This window comes from Streptomyces sp. NPDC059718, assembly GCF_042733315.1.
Classification (GTDB): Bacteria; Actinomycetota; Actinomycetes; order Streptomycetales; family Streptomycetaceae; genus Actinacidiphila.
On record NZ_JBHWGA010000005.1, the window covers coordinates 193,220 to 209,680 of the forward strand.

The 16,461-nt window shown below is 71.1% G+C and carries 17 protein-coding genes; 13 read left to right on the forward strand and 4 right to left on the reverse strand.

The window, feature by feature from the left end:
• Positions 1-18 precede the first annotated feature (18 nt).
• From map to truA, 9 genes are all read left to right on the forward strand, one after another.
• Positions 19-855, forward strand: coding sequence for a type I methionyl aminopeptidase (gene map / locus ACFV3E_RS08815; RefSeq protein ID WP_500534077.1), 837 nt, complete (start codon positions 19-21; stop codon positions 853-855).
• 154 nt (positions 856-1,009) lie between these two features.
• On the forward strand, positions 1,010-1,231 hold the full coding sequence (gene infA, locus ACFV3E_RS08820; RefSeq protein ID WP_003956442.1) for a translation initiation factor IF-1: 222 nt from the start codon (positions 1,010-1,012) through the stop codon (positions 1,229-1,231).
• A gap of 29 nt (positions 1,232-1,260) precedes the next feature.
• On the forward strand, positions 1,261-1,374 hold the full coding sequence (gene rpmJ / locus ACFV3E_RS08825) for a 50S ribosomal protein L36 (protein WP_003956441.1): 114 nt from the start codon (positions 1,261-1,263) through the stop codon (positions 1,372-1,374).
• 187 nt (positions 1,375-1,561) lie between these two features.
• Positions 1,562-1,942 carry a 30S ribosomal protein S13 gene (rpsM, locus tag ACFV3E_RS08830; RefSeq protein ID WP_500367162.1) on the forward strand — a complete coding sequence of 127 codons (381 nt, stop codon included), beginning with the start codon at positions 1,562-1,564 and terminating at the stop codon, positions 1,940-1,942.
• Positions 1,943-2,009: 67 nt separating this feature from the next.
• The gene (gene rpsK / locus ACFV3E_RS08835) at positions 2,010-2,414 is read left to right on the forward strand and encodes a 30S ribosomal protein S11 (protein ID WP_018558890.1); all 405 of its coding nucleotides are present in this window, start codon (positions 2,010-2,012) and stop codon (positions 2,412-2,414) included.
• Positions 2,415-2,450: 36 nt separating this feature from the next.
• Positions 2,451-3,077, forward strand: coding sequence for a 30S ribosomal protein S4 (rpsD, locus tag ACFV3E_RS08840; RefSeq protein WP_499513434.1), 627 nt, complete (start codon positions 2,451-2,453; stop codon positions 3,075-3,077).
• Positions 3,078-3,183: 106 nt separating this feature from the next.
• Positions 3,184-4,206: a DNA-directed RNA polymerase subunit alpha gene (locus tag ACFV3E_RS08845; RefSeq protein WP_499513435.1), complete on the forward strand. Its 1,023-nt coding sequence runs from the start codon at positions 3,184-3,186 to the stop codon at positions 4,204-4,206.
• An 81-nt stretch (positions 4,207-4,287) separates the two neighbouring features.
• Complete coding sequence (gene rplQ, locus ACFV3E_RS08850; RefSeq protein WP_499513436.1) at positions 4,288-4,791, forward strand: bL17 family ribosomal protein; 504 nt, start codon at positions 4,288-4,290, stop codon at positions 4,789-4,791.
• An 81-nt stretch (positions 4,792-4,872) separates the two neighbouring features.
• Positions 4,873-5,721, forward strand: coding sequence for a tRNA pseudouridine(38-40) synthase TruA (gene truA, locus ACFV3E_RS08855; RefSeq protein ID WP_500534078.1), 849 nt, complete (start codon positions 4,873-4,875; stop codon positions 5,719-5,721).
• A gap of 43 nt (positions 5,722-5,764) precedes the next feature.
• Here truA and ACFV3E_RS08860 read toward each other — a convergent pair whose 3' ends face one another.
• A complete protein-coding gene (locus ACFV3E_RS08860) occupies positions 5,765-7,615 on the reverse strand; it encodes a hypothetical protein (RefSeq protein ID WP_500534079.1) in 1,851 nt (616 codons plus the stop codon).
• Between the two features lie 8 nt (positions 7,616-7,623).
• Positions 7,624-7,794: a hypothetical protein gene (locus ACFV3E_RS08865; RefSeq protein ID WP_500534080.1), complete on the reverse strand. Its 171-nt coding sequence runs from the start codon at positions 7,792-7,794 to the stop codon at positions 7,624-7,626.
• Between the two features lie 66 nt (positions 7,795-7,860).
• Between ACFV3E_RS08865 and ACFV3E_RS08870 the strand changes: the two genes are divergently transcribed.
• The 4 genes from ACFV3E_RS08870 (at position 7,861) to glmM (ending at position 12,280) form a co-directional block, all read left to right on the forward strand.
• Complete coding sequence (locus ACFV3E_RS08870; RefSeq protein ID WP_500367155.1) at positions 7,861-9,483, forward strand: ATP-binding cassette domain-containing protein; 1,623 nt, start codon at positions 7,861-7,863, stop codon at positions 9,481-9,483.
• Between the two features lie 302 nt (positions 9,484-9,785).
• The gene (gene rplM, locus ACFV3E_RS08875) at positions 9,786-10,232 is read left to right on the forward strand and encodes a 50S ribosomal protein L13 (protein ID WP_089229083.1); all 447 of its coding nucleotides are present in this window, start codon (positions 9,786-9,788) and stop codon (positions 10,230-10,232) included.
• Between the two features lie 40 nt (positions 10,233-10,272).
• The gene (gene rpsI / locus ACFV3E_RS08880; RefSeq protein WP_319140461.1) at positions 10,273-10,773 is read left to right on the forward strand and encodes a 30S ribosomal protein S9; all 501 of its coding nucleotides are present in this window, start codon (positions 10,273-10,275) and stop codon (positions 10,771-10,773) included.
• A 148-nt stretch (positions 10,774-10,921) separates the two neighbouring features.
• Positions 10,922-12,280 (forward strand): phosphoglucosamine mutase, encoded by a 1,359-nt coding sequence (gene glmM, locus ACFV3E_RS08885; RefSeq protein ID WP_500367152.1) that lies wholly within the window; start codon positions 10,922-10,924, stop codon positions 12,278-12,280.
• Positions 12,281-12,353: 73 nt separating this feature from the next.
• On the opposite strand, the gene coaA is transcribed toward glmM, so the two are convergent.
• Complete coding sequence (coaA, locus tag ACFV3E_RS08890; protein WP_500534081.1) at positions 12,354-13,355, reverse strand: type I pantothenate kinase; 1,002 nt, start codon at positions 13,353-13,355, stop codon at positions 12,354-12,356.
• A 265-nt stretch (positions 13,356-13,620) separates the two neighbouring features.
• The gene (locus ACFV3E_RS08895; protein ID WP_500534082.1) at positions 13,621-16,182 is read right to left on the reverse strand and encodes a YfhO family protein; all 2,562 of its coding nucleotides are present in this window, start codon (positions 16,180-16,182) and stop codon (positions 13,621-13,623) included.
• Positions 16,183-16,461: the final 279 nt, after the last annotated feature.

Sequence of the window (16,461 nt, forward strand, 5' to 3'; positions counted from 1 at the left end):
GAAGGAAGGCCAGGACCGATGGTGGAGATCAAGAGCCCCGAGCAGATCGCGAAGATGCGCGCGGCCGGCCTGGTCGTCGCCGCGATCCACGAGGCCACCCGTGAGGCGGCCGTCCCCGGAGCCACCACCAAGGACCTGGACGACGTCGCCCGCAAGGTCCTCGCCGACCACGGGGCCAAGCCGAACTTCCTGGGGTACGGCGGTTTCCCCGCCACCATCTGCACCTCCGTGAACGACGTCGTCGTCCACGGCATCCCGGACACCGCGACGGTCCTGAAGGACGGCGACGTCATCTCGATCGACTGCGGCGCGATCGTCGACGGCTGGCACGGCGACGCCGCCTACACGGCGTTCGTGGGCAGCGGCCACGCTCCGGAACTGGTGGAGCTCAGCCGGGTGACCGAGGAGTCCATGTGGGCCGGCATCGCCGCCTTCCGCAAGGGCGACCGGCTGGTCGACATCTCCCGTGCCATCGAGACGTACATCCGCCGGCAGCCGAAGCCCGGCGGCGGCAAGTACGGGATCATCGAGGAGTACGGCGGCCACGGCATCGGTTCGCAGATGCACATGGACCCCCACCTGCTGAACTACGTGTCCCGCAAGCGCGGCAAGGGCCCCCGCCTGGTGCCCGGGATATGCCTGGCCATCGAGCCGATGGTCAGCCTCGGCACCCCGCTCACCCACGTCCTCGAGGACGAGTGGACGGTCAAGACCGACGACGGCACCTGGTCCTCGCACTGGGAGCACTCCGTCGCGCTCACCGAGGAGGGCCCGCTGGTCCTGACCGCCCGCGACGGCGGCAAGGCCAAGCTGGCGGAGTACGGGATCACGGCCGCGCCGGACCCGCTCGCCTGAGCGCCCCGGTCCGCCGCGCTTACCGATCATCTTTCGCGGGCATACACCCCGGATTCGTCTTTCCAGATCGGCTGACGTAGACTGTCACGTCGGCCCGCGTATGCCTTCAGGCATGCCAAAAGCCGACCAAGGTAGCCGATCCCGAAAGCAGGACATGGCCAAGAAGCAAGGCGCCATCGAAATCGAGGGCACCGTGATCGAGTCTCTGCCGAACGCTATGTTCAAGGTGGAGCTGCAGAACGGTCACAAGGTCCTCGCGCACATCAGTGGCAAGATGCGCATGCACTACATCCGCATCCTTCCCGATGACAGGGTCGTTGTGGAGTTGTCCCCCTACGACCTCACGCGCGGACGGATCGTCTACCGCTACAAGTAGATCTCAAGACCCGGAGAACCTGACATCCCATGAAGGTCAAGCCGAGCGTCAAGAAGATCTGCGACAAGTGCAAGGTGATCCGCCGTCACGGCCGGGTCATGGTCATCTGCGACAACCTGCGCCACAAGCAGCGCCAGGGCTGACGCACGCCGACCTGCACCTCGCAGTTCTTCGCGCGACGCGAAACACATGTACATACGCAGCGCCCGTCCGGCCGGAACGCTCCGGCTGACGGCACCTCCGGCGGGGGCCGGAGACCTGATCCGTACCTGGTACGGCGGTCAGGAACGGCGCTGTGGAAGACCCCCGGACACCAACAGGAGCCATTGAATGGCACGCGTTTCAGGTGTCGACATCCCGCGCGAGAAGCGTGTGGAGGTCGCCCTCACCTACGTCTTCGGCATCGGCCGCACCCTGGCCAAGGAGACCCTCGCCGCCACCGGCGTGAACCCGGACGCCCGGGTCCGCGACCTGGACGAAGAGGACCTGGTCAAGATCCGCGAGTACGTGGACGCCAACATCAAGACCGAGGGTGACCTCCGTCGCGAGATCCAGGCGGACATCCGTCGCAAGGTCGAGATCGGCTGCTACCAGGGCCTGCGCCACCGTCGCGGCCTGCCGGTCCACGGCCAGCGGACCCACACCAACGCCCGCACCCGCAAGGGCCCGCGTCGCGCCATCGCCGGCAAGAAGAAGCCGGGCAAGAAGTAGTCCTCAGCGGACGCTCGTCAGCGGTCTTCGCTGTAGGACCGACCACCTCCACCGGGAGTAACCACATATGCCTCCGAAGGGCCGTCAGGCCGGCGCCAAGAAAGTGCGCCGCAAGGAGAAGAAGAACGTCGCTCATGGGCACGCCCACATCAAGAGCACGTTCAACAACACCATCGTTTCGATCACGGACCCGTCCGGCAACGTGATCTCCTGGGCCTCTGCCGGCCACGTCGGCTTCAAGGGCTCGCGCAAGTCGACCCCGTTCGCCGCGCAGATGGCCGCCGAGTCGGCCGCGCGCCGCGCGCAGGAGCACGGCATGCGCAAGGTCGATGTGTTCGTCAAGGGCCCCGGCTCCGGCCGTGAGACCGCGATCCGCTCCCTCCAGGCCACCGGCCTCGAGGTCGGCTCGATCCAGGACGTCACTCCGACCCCGCACAACGGATGCCGCCCGCCGAAGCGCCGGCGCGTCTGATCAGCAATCCGCTGAGCAGGTAGGAGACAAACAGGAATGGCGCGTTACACCGGGGCCGACTGCAAGCGTTGCCGTCGGGAGAAGCAGAAGCTCTTCCTCAAGGGGAGCAAGTGCGAGAGCGCGAAGTGCCCGATCGAGATCCGTCCTTACCCCCCGGGTGAGCATGGACGCGGGCGCACCAAGGACAGCGAGTACCTGTTGCAGATGCGCGAGAAGCAGAAGTGCGCGCGCATCTACGGTGTCCTTGAGAAGCAGTTCCGCGGGTACTACGTGGAGGCGAACCGCAGGTCCGGCAAGACCGGTGAGAACCTGCTCCGCATCCTCGAGTCCCGGCTGGACAACGTGGTCTACCGGGCGGGCTTCGCCAAGTCGCGTGATCATGCGCGGCAGCTGGTCCGTCACGGCCACTTCCTCGTGAACGGCGTCAAGACCGACATCCCGTCGGCCCGTGTCGTCGCGAACGACATCGTCGAGGTCCGCGAGTCCTCCCGTAACCTGACGCCCTTCGCGGTGGCCCAGGGGGAGGCCGGCGAGAGGACCGTCCCGGCCTGGCTGGAGGCGATCCCCTCGCGTCTGCGGATCCTCGTGCACAACCTGCCCGAGCGCCCGGTGATCGACACCCAGGTGCAGGAGCAGTTGATCGTCGAGCTCTACTCGAAGTAGCAGCGCTCACGGTCCCGGGCGGTGCGGTGCTCCTGGCGCCGCGCCGCCCGTACCCTTGAAGCCTCGGCATCAAATAGTGGGTGCCGAAGACTGGAGGCATTACCCCATGCTGATCGCTCAGCGCCCTTCGTTGGCCGAAGAGGTCGTCGACGAGTTCCGTTCCCGGTTCGTGATCGAGCCGCTGGAGCCGGGCTTCGGCTACACCCTCGGCAACTCGCTCCGCCGCACGCTCCTCTCCTCGATCCCGGGTGCCGCCGTCACCTCGATCCGGGTCGACGGCGTCCTGCACGAGTTCACCACCGTGCCGGGTGTCAAGGAGGACGTCACCGACCTCATCCTCAACATCAAGCAGCTCGTCGTCTCCTCGGAGCACGACGAGCCCGTCGTGATGTACCTGCGCAAGCAGGGCCCGGGTGTGGTCACCGCCGCCGACATCGCGCCCCCGGCCGGTGTCGAGGTGCACAACCCCGACCTCGTCCTGGCCAGCCTGAACGGCAAGGGCAAGCTGGAGATGGAGCTGACCGTCGAGCGCGGTCGCGGCTACGTCTCGGCCGTCCAGAACAAGCAGCAGGGCCAGGAGATCGGCCGCATCCCGGTCGACTCCATCTACAGCCCGGTGCTCAAGGTCACCTACAAGGTCGAGGCGACCCGTGTCGAGCAGCGCACCGACTTCGACAAGCTGATCGTCGACGTCGAGACCAAGCAGGCCATGCGTCCCCGCGACGCGATGGCCTCGGCCGGCAAGACCCTGGTCGAGCTGTTCGGGCTCGCCCGCGAGCTCAATGTCGACGCCGAGGGCATCGACATGGGCCCGTCCCCCACGGACGCCGCCCTGGCGGCGGACCTCGCGCTCCCGATCGAGGAGCTCGAGCTCACCGTCCGTTCCTACAACTGCCTCAAGCGCGAGGGCATCCACTCGGTGGGTGAGCTCGTGGCGCGCTCCGAGGCCGACCTGCTCGACATCCGCAACTTCGGTGCGAAGTCGATCGACGAGGTCAAGGCGAAGCTGGCCGGCATGGGCCTGGCCCTCAAGGACAGCCCGCCCGGATTCGACCCGACCTCCGCCGCCGACACCTTCGGTGCGGACGACGACGTCGACGCCGGCTTCGTGGAGACCGAGCAGTACTGATCTGACTGCCCCCAGGCGTCCGCCTGGGGGGCCTGACACCGGTACCTGACACGGCCGGTGCAGAGATTGAGGAGAAACACCATGCCGAAGCCCGCCAAGGGTGCCCGTCTGGGCGGCAGCGCCGCGCACGAGCGTCTGCTTCTCGCGAACCTCGCGAAGTCGCTGTTCGAGCACGGTCGCATCACCACCACCGAGGCCAAGGCGCGCCGTCTGCGTCCGGTCGCGGAGCGCCTGATCACCAAGGCGAAGAAGGGCGACATCCACAACCGTCGCCTGGTACTGCAGACGATCACGGACAAGGGCATCGTCCACACGCTCTTCACCGAGATCGCCCCGCGGTACGAGAACCGCCCGGGTGGTTACACCCGCATCACCAAGATCGGTAACCGTCGCGGCGACAACGCGCCGATGGCCGTCATCGAGCTGGTGGAGGCGCTGACCGTGGCCCAGCAGGCCACGGGTGAGGCGGAGGCCGCGACCAAGCGCGCGGTCAAGGAGGCCGAGGCCAAGACCGAGGCTCCGGCCGAGGTCGAGGACAAGGCCGAGGCCACCGAGGCTCCGGCCGAGGAGTCCAAGGACGCCTGACGTCCTGACCGGACGGGCCCGCACCCAGATCTCTGGGGGCGGGCCCGTCCGCGCGTTTGAGAGGATCTGCGGGTGAGTGTGGTGAGCGATGAGGTGGAGCCCGGGTACGTCCGGGTGCGGCTGGACCTGGCGTACGACGGGGCCGACTTCTCCGGCTGGGCGAAGCAGCGCAACCGGCGGACCGTGCAGGGGGAGCTGGAGTCGGCCCTGCGGACGGTGCTGCGGCTGCCCGAGCCGGTCGAGCTGACCGTCGCCGGGCGTACGGACGCGGGTGTGCACGCGCGCGGGCAGGTCGCGCACGTCGACCTGCCGGAGGACGTCTGGGCGGCGGAGGGCGGCAAGCTGCTGCGCCGGCTGGCCGGACGGCTGCCCTGGGACGTACGGGTGTGGAAGGTCTCGCAGGCCCCGGCCGGCTTCAACGCGCGCTTCTCCGCGATCTGGCGCCGCTACGCCTACCGGGTCGGCGACCACCAGGGCGGGGTCGACCCCCTGCTGCGGGGGCACGTGCTGTGGCACGACCGGCCGGTGGACGTCGACCTGATGAACGAGGCGGCGCGCAAGCTCCTCGGCGAGCAGGATTTCGCGGCCTACTGCAAGAAGCGGGAGGGCGCGACGACCATCCGCACCCTCCTGGAGCTGCACTGGGAGCGGGACGCCTCCGGGCTGGCGGTGGCGACCGTACGGGCGGACGCCTTCTGCCACAACATGGTGCGCGCCCTGGTCGGCTCGATGCTGCTGGTCGGCGACGGCCACCGGCCGGCCGGTTTCCCCGGGGAGGTCCTGGCGGGACGGGTCCGGCACTCGGCGGTCAACGTGGTGCGGCCGCACGGGCTGACCCTGGAGGAGGTCGGCTACCCGGCGGACGAGCTGCTGGCCGCGCGCAACCGCGAGGCCCGCAACATGCGTACCCTGCCGCTGCCGCGCGCCTGAGGGGCGGCGGCGCCGCGCACCGGGCCGCCGCGGGCCCGTGCGTTCATCTGCGGCGCCGCAGTGCCGTGACCACCTGGGTGAGGACGTAGCCCGAGCCCAGGGACGTCACCACCAGCGGGACCGGGCGGAGGCGGTCGTGGAAGGCGCCCCACCAGGAGAAGCAGGCGGCCGGGACGAACAGCAGCAGGTAGAGCGCGCGCATCGCCCACCAGCGGGCGGGGAGGCGCACCGGGGTGCCCCGCGGGGGGAGCGGCATCGCGCCCGTCTCCGTGGTGAGGGTGTCCCTGACCCCGGAGAGGAAGCCGCGCGGGGCGAGCACCCGGGCCCCGGGCACCCCGTCGAGCGCGGCCGGACGCTCCCCGAAGCCCTCCGGCAGCACCGGCAGGCCCAGTGCCGCCACCGTGTCCGCGAGCCGCCGCCCCGGGTCGTCCATGCCGCGCAGCAGCGCCGTGAGGGGCCGTGCGTCGTGGACGCCGTAGGCCGCGGCGAGGGCGGCGGCCGTGGCGCCGGCGGCGTCCAGGGAGGGTACGGGCGCCCCCGGTGCCCACTCGTGCGCGGCGACCTTCCTGCCCTTGGCGTACAGCGTGATCCCGTATCGGTCGCCCGAGCGCTGCAGGACGACCGCGGGCCACTTCTCGCCCGCCGTGAACAGGTCGACCGCCCCTGCCAGACTGCCTTCCCCGGTCAGCTCGACATGGGTGAATCCCGCTCCCGCCGGGGCCAGCCGCAGCCCGGTCCGGCACAGCAGCGCCGCCTGCGCGACGGCGGTGAGCGGTGCGGAGGCCACCGCCAGGGCGCGCGGCGCCCAGTCGGGGGCGCCGGCCGGCACGGGGACCGGGGGTGGGGCGGAGAAGAACGGTGTGCGGGTGGCGACCTGCATCCGCACCCCGGTGCGGAAGTCCAGGAACTCCTGGCGGGGGTCCGCGCCCAGGTGGGCCCAGGGGAGGCTGGTGGCGTGCACGCCGATGTCGCGGAAGACGCGCAGCGCCTCCTCCCAGCGGCCCGCGCGCATCAGCATCAGCGCCAGGTGGTTGCGGAACCCCGACGCCTCCGGGTCGCCGGGGTCGTACCAGCCGGACAGCTCCAGGGCGCGGTCCACGGCGGCGGCGATGCGGGCGGGCTCGACGGCGTCCGCGCCGGACGCGTCGTCGGCGGCGGGCCCGCCCGCGACGATCTCGTACTCGACGGCGGCGAGCAGCGGCAGTGAGTTGATCTTCGAGCCGGGCAGTGCCTCCTCGGCGGCCTGCTCGGCGAAGTCGAACATCTCGCGGTGCGTGCCGTACCACTTGGCGCACAGGTACTGCAGGGCGGAGGCGTGGCAGCCGTAGTGGTGCGGGGCTCGCTCGACGGCCTCGGTCCAGTACGCGTCGAAGATCTCCCGCGAGGACTGCATGCCCCTCGCGTGGGTGAGCGCGACGCGCCACGGCACGGGGTCGGCGGGGTTGAGCTCGGCGGCGGCGCCGATCACCGGCACCGCGTCCTTGAGCAGCGCGAAGAAGGCCTTGAACTGCTCCGGCGAGACCTCAAAGGCGCGGGCGCCGCTGCGTATCTCCCAGGCCTGGAGGACGCACAGGTCGGCCTTGACCAGCGCCGCGTCCGGGTCCTCGGGCGCGGCGGCGAGCCAGGCGTCCAGCCACCCGGGGTTGTGGAGCGCGAACTGCGCCAGCTCGCAGACGTAGGTGTCGCGCAGTTCCCACTGGCAGCCCAGCCGGGTCGCGGACAGCAGCTCCCGGGCGGGCCCGTGGTCGCCGGTGCCCGCCGCGGCGAGCGCGCCGCGCAGCGGGACGCCGGGGACGTCCAGGAGGACGGTCTCGTCCGGTGGCAGGCCGGCCCCGACGGCGGCGCCGTGGCGGAGCATGCGGGGCAGGGTCAGCAGCGTGCGCAGGGAGGGCATGGGTGGGGTCAGCCGGCCGGCGTGCCGGCCTCGGTGGGGCAGGTGCCGGAGCCGCCGGAGCCGACCCGTCCGAGGGGCACGTGGCGCCGCTCCCGGGGGACGCCCGGGACGCCCTGCCGTCCCGGCGGTGCGGTCCATCCCTCGTCCGGGTGGTACGGCTGCAGCGGCCCGTCAGTCATGGCGCGGATTCTATAGAGGAGAAAACCAGTTTGGCGGCGGGCGACCGTGCTACGAGAATCCACGGCATGGGACATGTGGACGTTGCGCATCTGGAGTACTACCTGCCGGACGGCCGGGTGTTGCTGGGCGACGTCTCGTTCCGGGTGGGCGAGGGCGCCGCGGTGGCCCTCGTCGGGGCGAACGGCGCCGGCAAGACGACCCTCCTGCGGCTGATCTCCGGTGAGTTGAAGCCGCACGGCGGCACGGTCACGGTGAGCGGCGGGCTGGGGGTCATGCCGCAGTTCGTCGGCTCGGTGCGGGACGACCGCACCGTGCGGGACCTGCTGGTGTCCGTGGCGACGCCGCGGATCCGCGAGGCCGCCGCCGCCGTCGACGCCGCCGAGCTGGAGATCATGGCGCAGGACGACGAGGCCGCCCAGCTGGCCTACGCGCAGGCGCTCAGCGACTGGGCCGAGGCCCGCGGCTACGAGGCCGAGACGGTCTGGGACATGTGCACCACGGCCGCGCTGGGCGTCCCGTACGAGCGGGCCCAGTGGCGCGAGGTGCGGACGCTGTCGGGCGGCGAGCAGAAGCGGCTGGTGCTGGAGGCGCTGCTGCGCGGCACCGACGAGGTGCTGCTGCTGGACGAGCCGGACAACTACCTCGACGTCCCCGGGAAGCGCTGGCTGGAGGAGCAGCTGCGGCAGACCAGGAAGACGGTGCTGTTCGTCTCCCACGACCGGGAGCTGCTGGCCCGCTCCGCCGAGAAGATCGTCAGCGTGGAGCCGGGACCGGCCGGTTCGGACGTGTGGGTGCACGGCAGCGGCTTCGCCACGTACCACGAGGCGCGGCGCGAACGCTTCGCCCGCTTCGAGGAGCTGCGGCGGCGCTGGGAGGAGGAGCACGCCCGGCTGAAGAAGCTCGTGCTGACCCTCCGCCAGCAGGCGGCGATCAGCCCCGACATGGCCTCCCGCTACCGGGCCGCGCAGACCCGGCTGCGGAAGTTCGAGGAGGCGGGGCCGCCGCAGGAGCCGCCGCGCGAGCAGGACATCCGCATGCGGCTGTCCGGCGGGCGCACCGGCCTGCGCGCCGTCACCTGCGGGCGGCTGGAGCTGACCGGGCTGATGAAGCCGTTCGACCTGGAGGTCTTCTACGGGGAGCGGGTGGCCGTCCTCGGTTCGAACGGCTCGGGCAAGTCGCACTTCCTGCGGCTGCTGGCCGGTGACCCCGGCGTGCGGCACACGGGGGAGTGGAAGCTGGGCGCGCGGGTCGTACCGGGGCACTTCGCGCAGACGCACGCGCACCCGGAGCTGGCGGGGCGCACCCTGGTCGACATCCTGTGGACCGAGCACGCGCGCGACCGCGGCAAGGCGATGTCCGCCCTGCGGCGCTACGAGCTCGACCGGCAGGGCGACCAGCGCTTCGACCAGCTGTCGGGCGGGCAGCAGGCGCGCTTCCAGATCCTGCTGCTGGAGCTGGCCGGGGCGACGGCACTGCTGCTGGACGAGCCGACCGACAACCTGGACCTGGAGTCGGCGGAGGCGCTGCAGGAGGGGCTGGAGGCGTTCGACGGGACCGTGCTCGCGGTGACGCACGACCGCTGGTTCGCCCGCAGCTTCGACCGGTACCTGGTCTTCGGTGCGGACGGGGTCGTCCGGGAGGCGCCGGAGCCGGTGTGGGACGAGACACGGGTCGCGCGGGAGCGGTGACCGGGGGCCCGGATCGGGGGCCCGGGGCCGCGCCCCGGAGGCGGGCGTGCGGGCGGGGGCGGCCGGTGCGGGCACGCCCCCGCACCGGCTGTTTTGACCCGAACGGGCAGCCGCGGGTATTCTGCAGGTTCGTTATGCGTATTGGCTTGCTCGTTCTCACGTGAGAGGCCGCTACGCCGGTCCACCGGGCCGATGACCAGCGTTCACCTCGCGGTATGCGTCGCCGCAGGGTGACAGGGCTGTCGTGATCGTCCGGGTGGCCTTGTCAGTACCCACTCACTGAAGAAGCGAAGGCTACGACCGTGCGTACGTTCAGCCCCAAGCCCGGCGATGTCCAGCGCCAGTGGCACGTCATTGACGCGCAGGACGTCGTCCTGGGCCGTCTGGCGTCCCAGACCGCGTCCCTCCTGAGGGGCAAGCACAAGCCGATTTATGCGCCTCACGTCGACACCGGTGACTTCGTCATCATCATCAACGCCGACAAGGTGCACCTCTCCGGTAACAAGAAGCAGCAGAAGCTGGCCTACCGCCACTCGGGCTTCCCGGGCGGTCTGCGTTCCGTCCGCTACGACGAGCTGCTCGACAAGAACCCCGAGAAGGCCATCGAGAAGGCCGTCAAGGGCATGCTGCCCAAGAACAGCCTGGGCCGCCAGATGCTCTCCAAGCTGAAGGTGTACGCGGGTGCCGAGCACCCGCACGGCGCCCAGCAGCCGGTTCCGTTCGAGATCAGCCAGGTCGCGCAGGGCTAGTCCCGGCCACCACCGATACAGAAAGCATCTGAGGAGCATCGTGGCCGAGACCACCCCTGAGACCCCTCTCGTCGAGGACGGCGAGATCGTGGAGACCATCGAGATCCCGGAGGAGTACACCTCCGAGTCCCTCGCCTCCCGCTTCGGCGAGCCCCAGCCGGCCGCCGGCACGGGCCGCCGCAAGGAGTCCGTCGCCCGCGTCCGGATCATCCCGGGCTCCGGCAAGTGGACGATCAACGGTCGCACCCTTGAGGAGTACTTCCCCAACAAGGTGCACCAGCAGGAAGTCAACGAGCCGTTCAAGATCCTTGAGCTCGACGGCCGTTACGACGTCATCGCCCGCATCAACGGCGGCGGCATCTCCGGCCAGGCCGGCGCGCTGCGCCTGGGCGTCGCCCGTGCGCTGAACGAGGCGGACGTCGACAACAACCGCGGCCCGCTCAAGAAGGCCGGCTTCCTGACCCGCGACGCTCGCGAGATCGAGCGCAAGAAGGCCGGTCTGAAGAAGGCCCGCAAGGCGCCGCAGTACAGCAAGCGCTAAGCATCACGCGCGCGCTGCACTGCACGTACGCCCCGGAGGCACTTTGTGCGTCTCCGGGGCGTACGCATTCCGGGGGGTATAGACGTATAACCGGATGAACGCCCGGTGAGTACGGGGCGGAGCACGGCAACATCTCGGAGGTAAAGACGTGGGACGACTCTTCGGTACGGACGGTGTGCGCGGTGTCGCGAACGCGGATCTGACGGCTGAGCTCGCGCTCGGACTGTCGGTCGCGGCGGCGCACGTGCTCGCCGAGGCGGGCACGTTCGAGGGCCACAAGCCGGTGGCCGTGGTGGGACGGGATCCGCGCGCGTCCGGAGAGTTCCTGGAGGCCGCGGTGGTGGCCGGGCTCGCCAGCGCCGGCGTCGACGTGCTGCGGGTGGGCGTGCTGCCGACCCCGGCCGTGGCCTACCTCACCGGCGCGCTCGGCGCGGACCTGGGCGTGATGCTCTCCGCGAGCCACAACCCGATGCCCGACAACGGCGTCAAGTTCTTCGCCCGGGGCGGCCACAAGCTCGCGGACGACCTCGAGGACCGCATCGAGTCCGTCTACGAGGAGCACCGCACCGGCGCCCCCTGGGACCGCCCCACCGGCGCCGGCGTGGGCCGTGTGCGCGACTACGACCAGGGCTTCGACCAGTACGTCGCCCACCTGATCGGCGTCCTGCCGAACCGCCTGGACGGCCTGAAGATCGTCCTGGACGAGGCCCACGGCGCGGCCGCCCGCGTCTCCCCCGAGGCCTTCGCCCGGGCCGGCGCCGAGGTGGTCACCCTCGGTGCCCAGCCGGACGGCCTCAACATCAACGACGGCTGCGGTTCCACCCACCTGGACCTGATCAAGGCCGCCGTCATCGAACACGGCGCGGACCTCGGCATCGCCCACGACGGCGACGCCGACCGCTGCCTGGCCGTGGACCACCAGGGCAACGAGGTCGACGGCGACCAGATCCTGGCCGTCCTGGCCGTCGCCATGCGCGAGGCGGACCGGCTGCGGAAGAACACCGTCGTCGGCACGGTCATGTCCAACCTGGGCTTCAAACTCGCCATGGAGCGCGAGGGCATCGAACTGATCCAGACCGCCGTCGGCGACCGCTACGTGCTGGAGTCGATGAAGGAGCACGGCTACGCGCTCGGCGGCGAGCAGTCCGGCCACGTGATCATCCTCGACCACGCCACCACCGGCGACGGCACCCTCACCGGCCTCATGCTGGCCGCCCGGGTCGTCTCCACCGGCCGTTCGCTGGCCGAGCTGGCCACCGTCATGGAGCGGCTGCCGCAGGTCCTGGTCAACGTCCGGGACGTCGACAGGAGCCGAGTCGGGTCCTCCACCGAGCTGTCCGCCGCCGTGGCCGAGGCGGAGGCCGAACTCGGCACCACCGGCCGCGTGCTGCTGCGCCCCTCCGGCACCGAGCCGGTGGTCCGCGTCATGGTCGAGGCCGCCGACATCGACCACGCCCGCTCGGTGGCCGGCCGGCTCGCCGACGTCGTGAAGTCCGCACTCGGCTAGACCCCCCCGCGCCGACGCCGCCGCCCGCCCGGACTTCCGGGCGGGCGGCGTCGTACGTCCGGGGGTGAGGCGCTCAGAGCTTGCGCAGGGAGAGCTTCTGCACCTTGTGGTCGGGGCCCTTGCGCAGGACCAGGGTGGCCCGGCCGCGGGTCGGGAGCACGTTCTCGAGCAGGTTGGGCTGGTTGATGGCGCGCCAGGTGTGGCGGCCGTACTCCATGGCCTCCACCTCGGAGACCTCGGTGTAGCGGTGGAAGTACGACAGGGGGTTCTGGAAGGCGGTCTCGCGCAGCTTGCGGAAGCGCGCCAGATACCACTGCTCGATGTCCTCGGTGCGCGCGTCCACGTACACGCTGAAGTCGAAGTAGTCGGCGAGCGCGACCCGGGTGCGGCCGTCCTTGCCCGGCAGGGCGGGCTGCAGGACGTTCAGGCCCTCGACGATGAGGATGTCCGGCCGCCGGACCAACAACTCCTCGTCCGGCACGATGTCGTAGATCAGGTGCGAGTAGACGGGTGCGCGCACCTCGTCCTTGCCGGCCTTCACGTCGGCCACGAAACGGGTCAGGGCGCGCCGGTCGTACGACTCGGGGAAGCCCTTGCGGGACATCAGCCCGCGGCGCTGCAGCTCGGCCTTGGGCAGCAGGAATCCGTCGGTGGTGACCAGTTCCACCCGCGGGTGCTCCGGCCAGCGGGCGAGCAGCGCCTGCAGGATGCGCGCGGTGGTCGACTTGCCGACCGCGACGCTGCCGGCGACGCCGATGACGAAGGGCGTACCGGTCTGCGAGCCGTGGCCCTCGCCGGTGTCGTCGAGGAAGGTGTTGACCGCGCCGCGCAGGCCGTGGGTGGCGCCGACGTAGAGGTTGAGCAGCCGTGACAGCGGCAGGTAGACGTCGATCACCTCGTCCAGGTCGATGACGTCGCCGAGGCCGCGCAGCCGCTCGACCTCCTCGGCGGTGAGCGGCAGCGGCGTGCGGTCGCGCAGCGCGCTCCACTCGGCCCGCGTCAGGTCGACGTAGGGAGTCGCCTCCGACCTGGGCCGGTGGGCGCTTTGGGGCATCGAGGAGACCGGTGAGATCACAGTCCATTGTTAACGGAGTTTGAACGGGACGGTGGAGTGGGGTGCGTCACGCCGCGGCCACCAGGGCAGGAGTCGGGCATCCGACCGACTGGTTCTGCTTTCCGGTGAGGACGTCGGCACCGGGCAGCGGAGGGCCGTCCGGCCGAAGAAGGCGGCGAAGGCGCAGGCGACGGTACGGGCCGGTGTCGTCAGGAGGCGCGAGTCGCTGTCGGGGGGGGGGGGGGGGGGGGGCGCCCCCCCCCCCCCCCCCCGGCGGCATACGGCCTTATGCCGAAACTGCGCTCTGCGCGGGCCTGGCGACCGGCGTGTCGAACGGCTCGTCCGGGGCCGACTGCCCTCGCCGGCTCCTGAGCCGACGCAGCACCACCGGCCAGGCCAGGCCCAGCAGCGACACCCCGGCGACCGCCGAGCCCAGCCGTAGCCCCGGCGGGCGGAAGTCGCAGCTGATCCGGGTGGCGTCGCCGTCCAGTGGCACCGAGATCAGGCCGAGGTAACTGCCGGCGGGCTTCGCTGCACCCTCACCGGCGGCGCACTGCCAGCCGGCCGTCCGCGGCACGGCGATCACGGCCGTGCCCGTGCTCCCGGCGGGCAGTTCGGCCTCCAGACCGTTGCCGCTGACCTGGACGCCGGTGGCCGCGGTGGCCTTGAGCCGCTGTACGGCGGCGGCGAGGCGGGTCGGGTCCAGGCAGCCCACCGGCTGCTCGGGCAGCACGCCTGACCCGGCGGCACGCAGTTCGACGGTGAGCGGGGTCGTCCCCGTGGCCGTGCCGAGCCGTCGCATCTCGGCTCCCAACTGCGGCGGGCTGCCCCGGAACTTCGCGGCCGGTCCGCCGGAGAGCTGCGCGGTCCCGGTGTACCCGGGGGCCCACAGGTACACCTCGCTTCCGGACGGGCAGGAGAAGGTGAGCCGGTCCGTGGCCCCTGCGCCGGCCGCGCCGTCCCGGGAGAGCCGGTAGCCGTGGTCGCGGGTGCGGGCGGGGGCCTGGCCGTCGGCCGGGCTGACCGAGATGGCGGGCAGGGTGTAGACCTGCGCCCCGAGCAGCTGTTCCTGGTTGCGGAAGGCCGACGGGCCGAAGGCAGGGGGGTGCTCGGACGGCCGCACGGTGACCAGCGGCGGCACATCCCTGCGGGTGACCGTCATGGTGTCGGGGTGCACCCGGGCGCCGATCGAGAAGATGGTGTCGGTGACCGGGTTGTCCAGGTCCTGCGGCGACCGGCCGAGCGCGGACCAGCCTGAGCCCAGGGAGAACAGGGTCCGGCTGAGAGCGACCGAGGTGAGGCTGCTGTAGTACTGCGCCCCCTGTCCGCCGACGACCAGCGGATCGTTGCCGACGCCCTGGGGGAGGCCCGGGTCCGTACGGTACCGCGGCCAGCCGTCCGCCTCGGCCACCAGCTGACTCTGGCGCTCCTGGTACTCCCCCCACACCGGGTGGCTGGGGAACTTGTGCTGCCGCGCCCGGGCCGCGTAGTCCGCACTGATGGTGGCCTGTCCGAGCTGCGACCCCAGGAGCAGTACGGCCGCGAACGCCACCAGGAACCGGCGGTGGCGGCGGGCGGCCAAGCCCAGCAGCACCACGGCGCCTGCCGCGGCCGCGGTGCCCGCGACCAGGGTGGGCACCGTCCAGTCGCTGATGAGCTCGCTCCGCATGGCGCCCGCGGTGATCAGCACCAGCGTCCCCAGACCGGCGAGCAGCGGCCGGAAGCCCGGTACACCGTGCGCGAAGGCCTGCCAGGCGGCGATCACCAGCAGCCCGCTGAAGATGAACGCCTGCCGGTAGGCGCTGCCGTTGGGCGTGGAGAAGGCATGCCAGGCCAGATGGGTGGGCCCCCACTGCATGGACCCCACCATTCCCACCACCAGCAGGGTCCACACCAGACGCACGCGTGCGGGTACCGCGCCGTTGAACGGCAGGCACAAGGCGAGGAGCAGTACCGCGGTACCCACGTAGACGGCGGGATCCAGCGAGCTGTAGGTGGCGGGGAGCATCCGGGCGAGTACGTCCGTCCAGTCCCGGGGGGAGAACTGCCTGACCGATCCGGGATAGGCGTGCCGGGTGCCCAGCGCGATGGTGAACAGCAGCGGCGCGGACAGGCCGATGCCGAGCGCCGTGGTGAGCGCGGCGCGCAGTACGGCCGCGCAGCGCTCTCTCAGTGTGGTGTCGCTGATCAGCAGCTGGGCGATCAGCACCAGGCCGGCGCCGATGGTGGCCATGTACGCCGTGTAGAAGTTGGCGATCCAGACCACCGCGACCAGTGCCGTGCCGAGCAGCCGGCGACGGCCGTGCCGCGCCCACTCCCCGACCAGGCACAGCACCGGGAATCCGATCAGTCCGTCAAGCCACATGGGGTTGATCGCGCCCTGGAAGAGCGACCAGCCGCACAGCGCGTACCCGGAGCCCAGGACCGCCGCCACCCAGCCGCGGCCGCGCCTCAAGGAGAGCAGCAGCCATGTCATCGCGGCTGCGGCGACGGCCAGTTTCAGCACGGTGATCGCATAGAGCGCCAGGTCGATCCGGTCCCTCGGGAAGAGCACGACCAGCAACGCGAAGGGGCTGCTCAGATAGGTGCCCACGTCGGGCAGGGAGCTGGAGCCGTAGCCGGACTGCCAGTTGACCGGCAGGCCGCCGTCCGCGCGGCCGTGCAGGAGGTCCCACAGCCAGGTGTGGAAGGGGACGAACTGGTTGGCGAGGTCGATCACACTGCGGGAGCGGGGTCCGAAGGGGAAGCTCCGGGCCAGCGCGTCACCGGCGCAGACGGCCACGGCGGTGAGCAGCGCGGCAAGTCCCGCGGCACGCAGGCGGTCCCTGCCCGGCGTCCGGATTGGCATCTGGCCCCTTTCCCTCCCGGCGGTCTCGCGGAATAACGCACGCCGCTAATGCGAGCGCGCACGTGCGAAGACCGGACCGATCGCCCGAAAATCGGACTGATCCCGGGGATGCTAGCAGCACGGGTAAACCGCCGAGCTCGCTCCACATCGCACTGTGGCAGGGTGACGACGTGTGGATGCCGGGCCGGCAGAAGGGTGTCGGCGTCCTTGTTCAACGAGTGGACTTTCTTTCGTTACCCGCCGCACATCCTCGGCGGGTAGAAAAGGCGACCTGTCGGT

Excerpts from the sequence above, each read along its gene's own strand:
- map (WP_500534077.1), top strand. The coding sequence starts at position 19 with ATGGTGGAGATCAAGAGCCCCGAGCAGATCGCGAAGATGCGCGCGGCC.
- infA (WP_003956442.1), top strand. The coding sequence starts at position 1,010 with ATGGCCAAGAAGCAAGGCGCCATCGAAATCGAGGGCACCGTGATCGAG.
- rpmJ (WP_003956441.1), top strand. The coding sequence starts at position 1,261 with ATGAAGGTCAAGCCGAGCGTCAAGAAGATCTGCGACAAGTGCAAGGTG.
- rpsM (WP_500367162.1), top strand. The coding sequence starts at position 1,562 with ATGGCACGCGTTTCAGGTGTCGACATCCCGCGCGAGAAGCGTGTGGAG.
- rpsK (WP_018558890.1), top strand. The coding sequence starts at position 2,010 with ATGCCTCCGAAGGGCCGTCAGGCCGGCGCCAAGAAAGTGCGCCGCAAG.
- rpsD (WP_499513434.1), top strand. The coding sequence starts at position 2,451 with ATGGCGCGTTACACCGGGGCCGACTGCAAGCGTTGCCGTCGGGAGAAG.
- ACFV3E_RS08845 (WP_499513435.1), top strand. The coding sequence starts at position 3,184 with ATGCTGATCGCTCAGCGCCCTTCGTTGGCCGAAGAGGTCGTCGACGAG.
- rplQ (WP_499513436.1), top strand. The coding sequence starts at position 4,288 with ATGCCGAAGCCCGCCAAGGGTGCCCGTCTGGGCGGCAGCGCCGCGCAC.
- ACFV3E_RS08860 (WP_500534079.1), bottom strand. The coding sequence starts at position 7,615 with ATGCCCTCCCTGCGCACGCTGCTGACCCTGCCCCGCATGCTCCGCCAC.
- ACFV3E_RS08865 (WP_500534080.1), bottom strand. The coding sequence starts at position 7,794 with ATGACTGACGGGCCGCTGCAGCCGTACCACCCGGACGAGGGATGGACC.
- ACFV3E_RS08870 (WP_500367155.1), top strand. The coding sequence starts at position 7,861 with ATGGGACATGTGGACGTTGCGCATCTGGAGTACTACCTGCCGGACGGC.
- ACFV3E_RS08895 (WP_500534082.1), bottom strand. The coding sequence starts at position 16,182 with ATGCCAATCCGGACGCCGGGCAGGGACCGCCTGCGTGCCGCGGGACTT.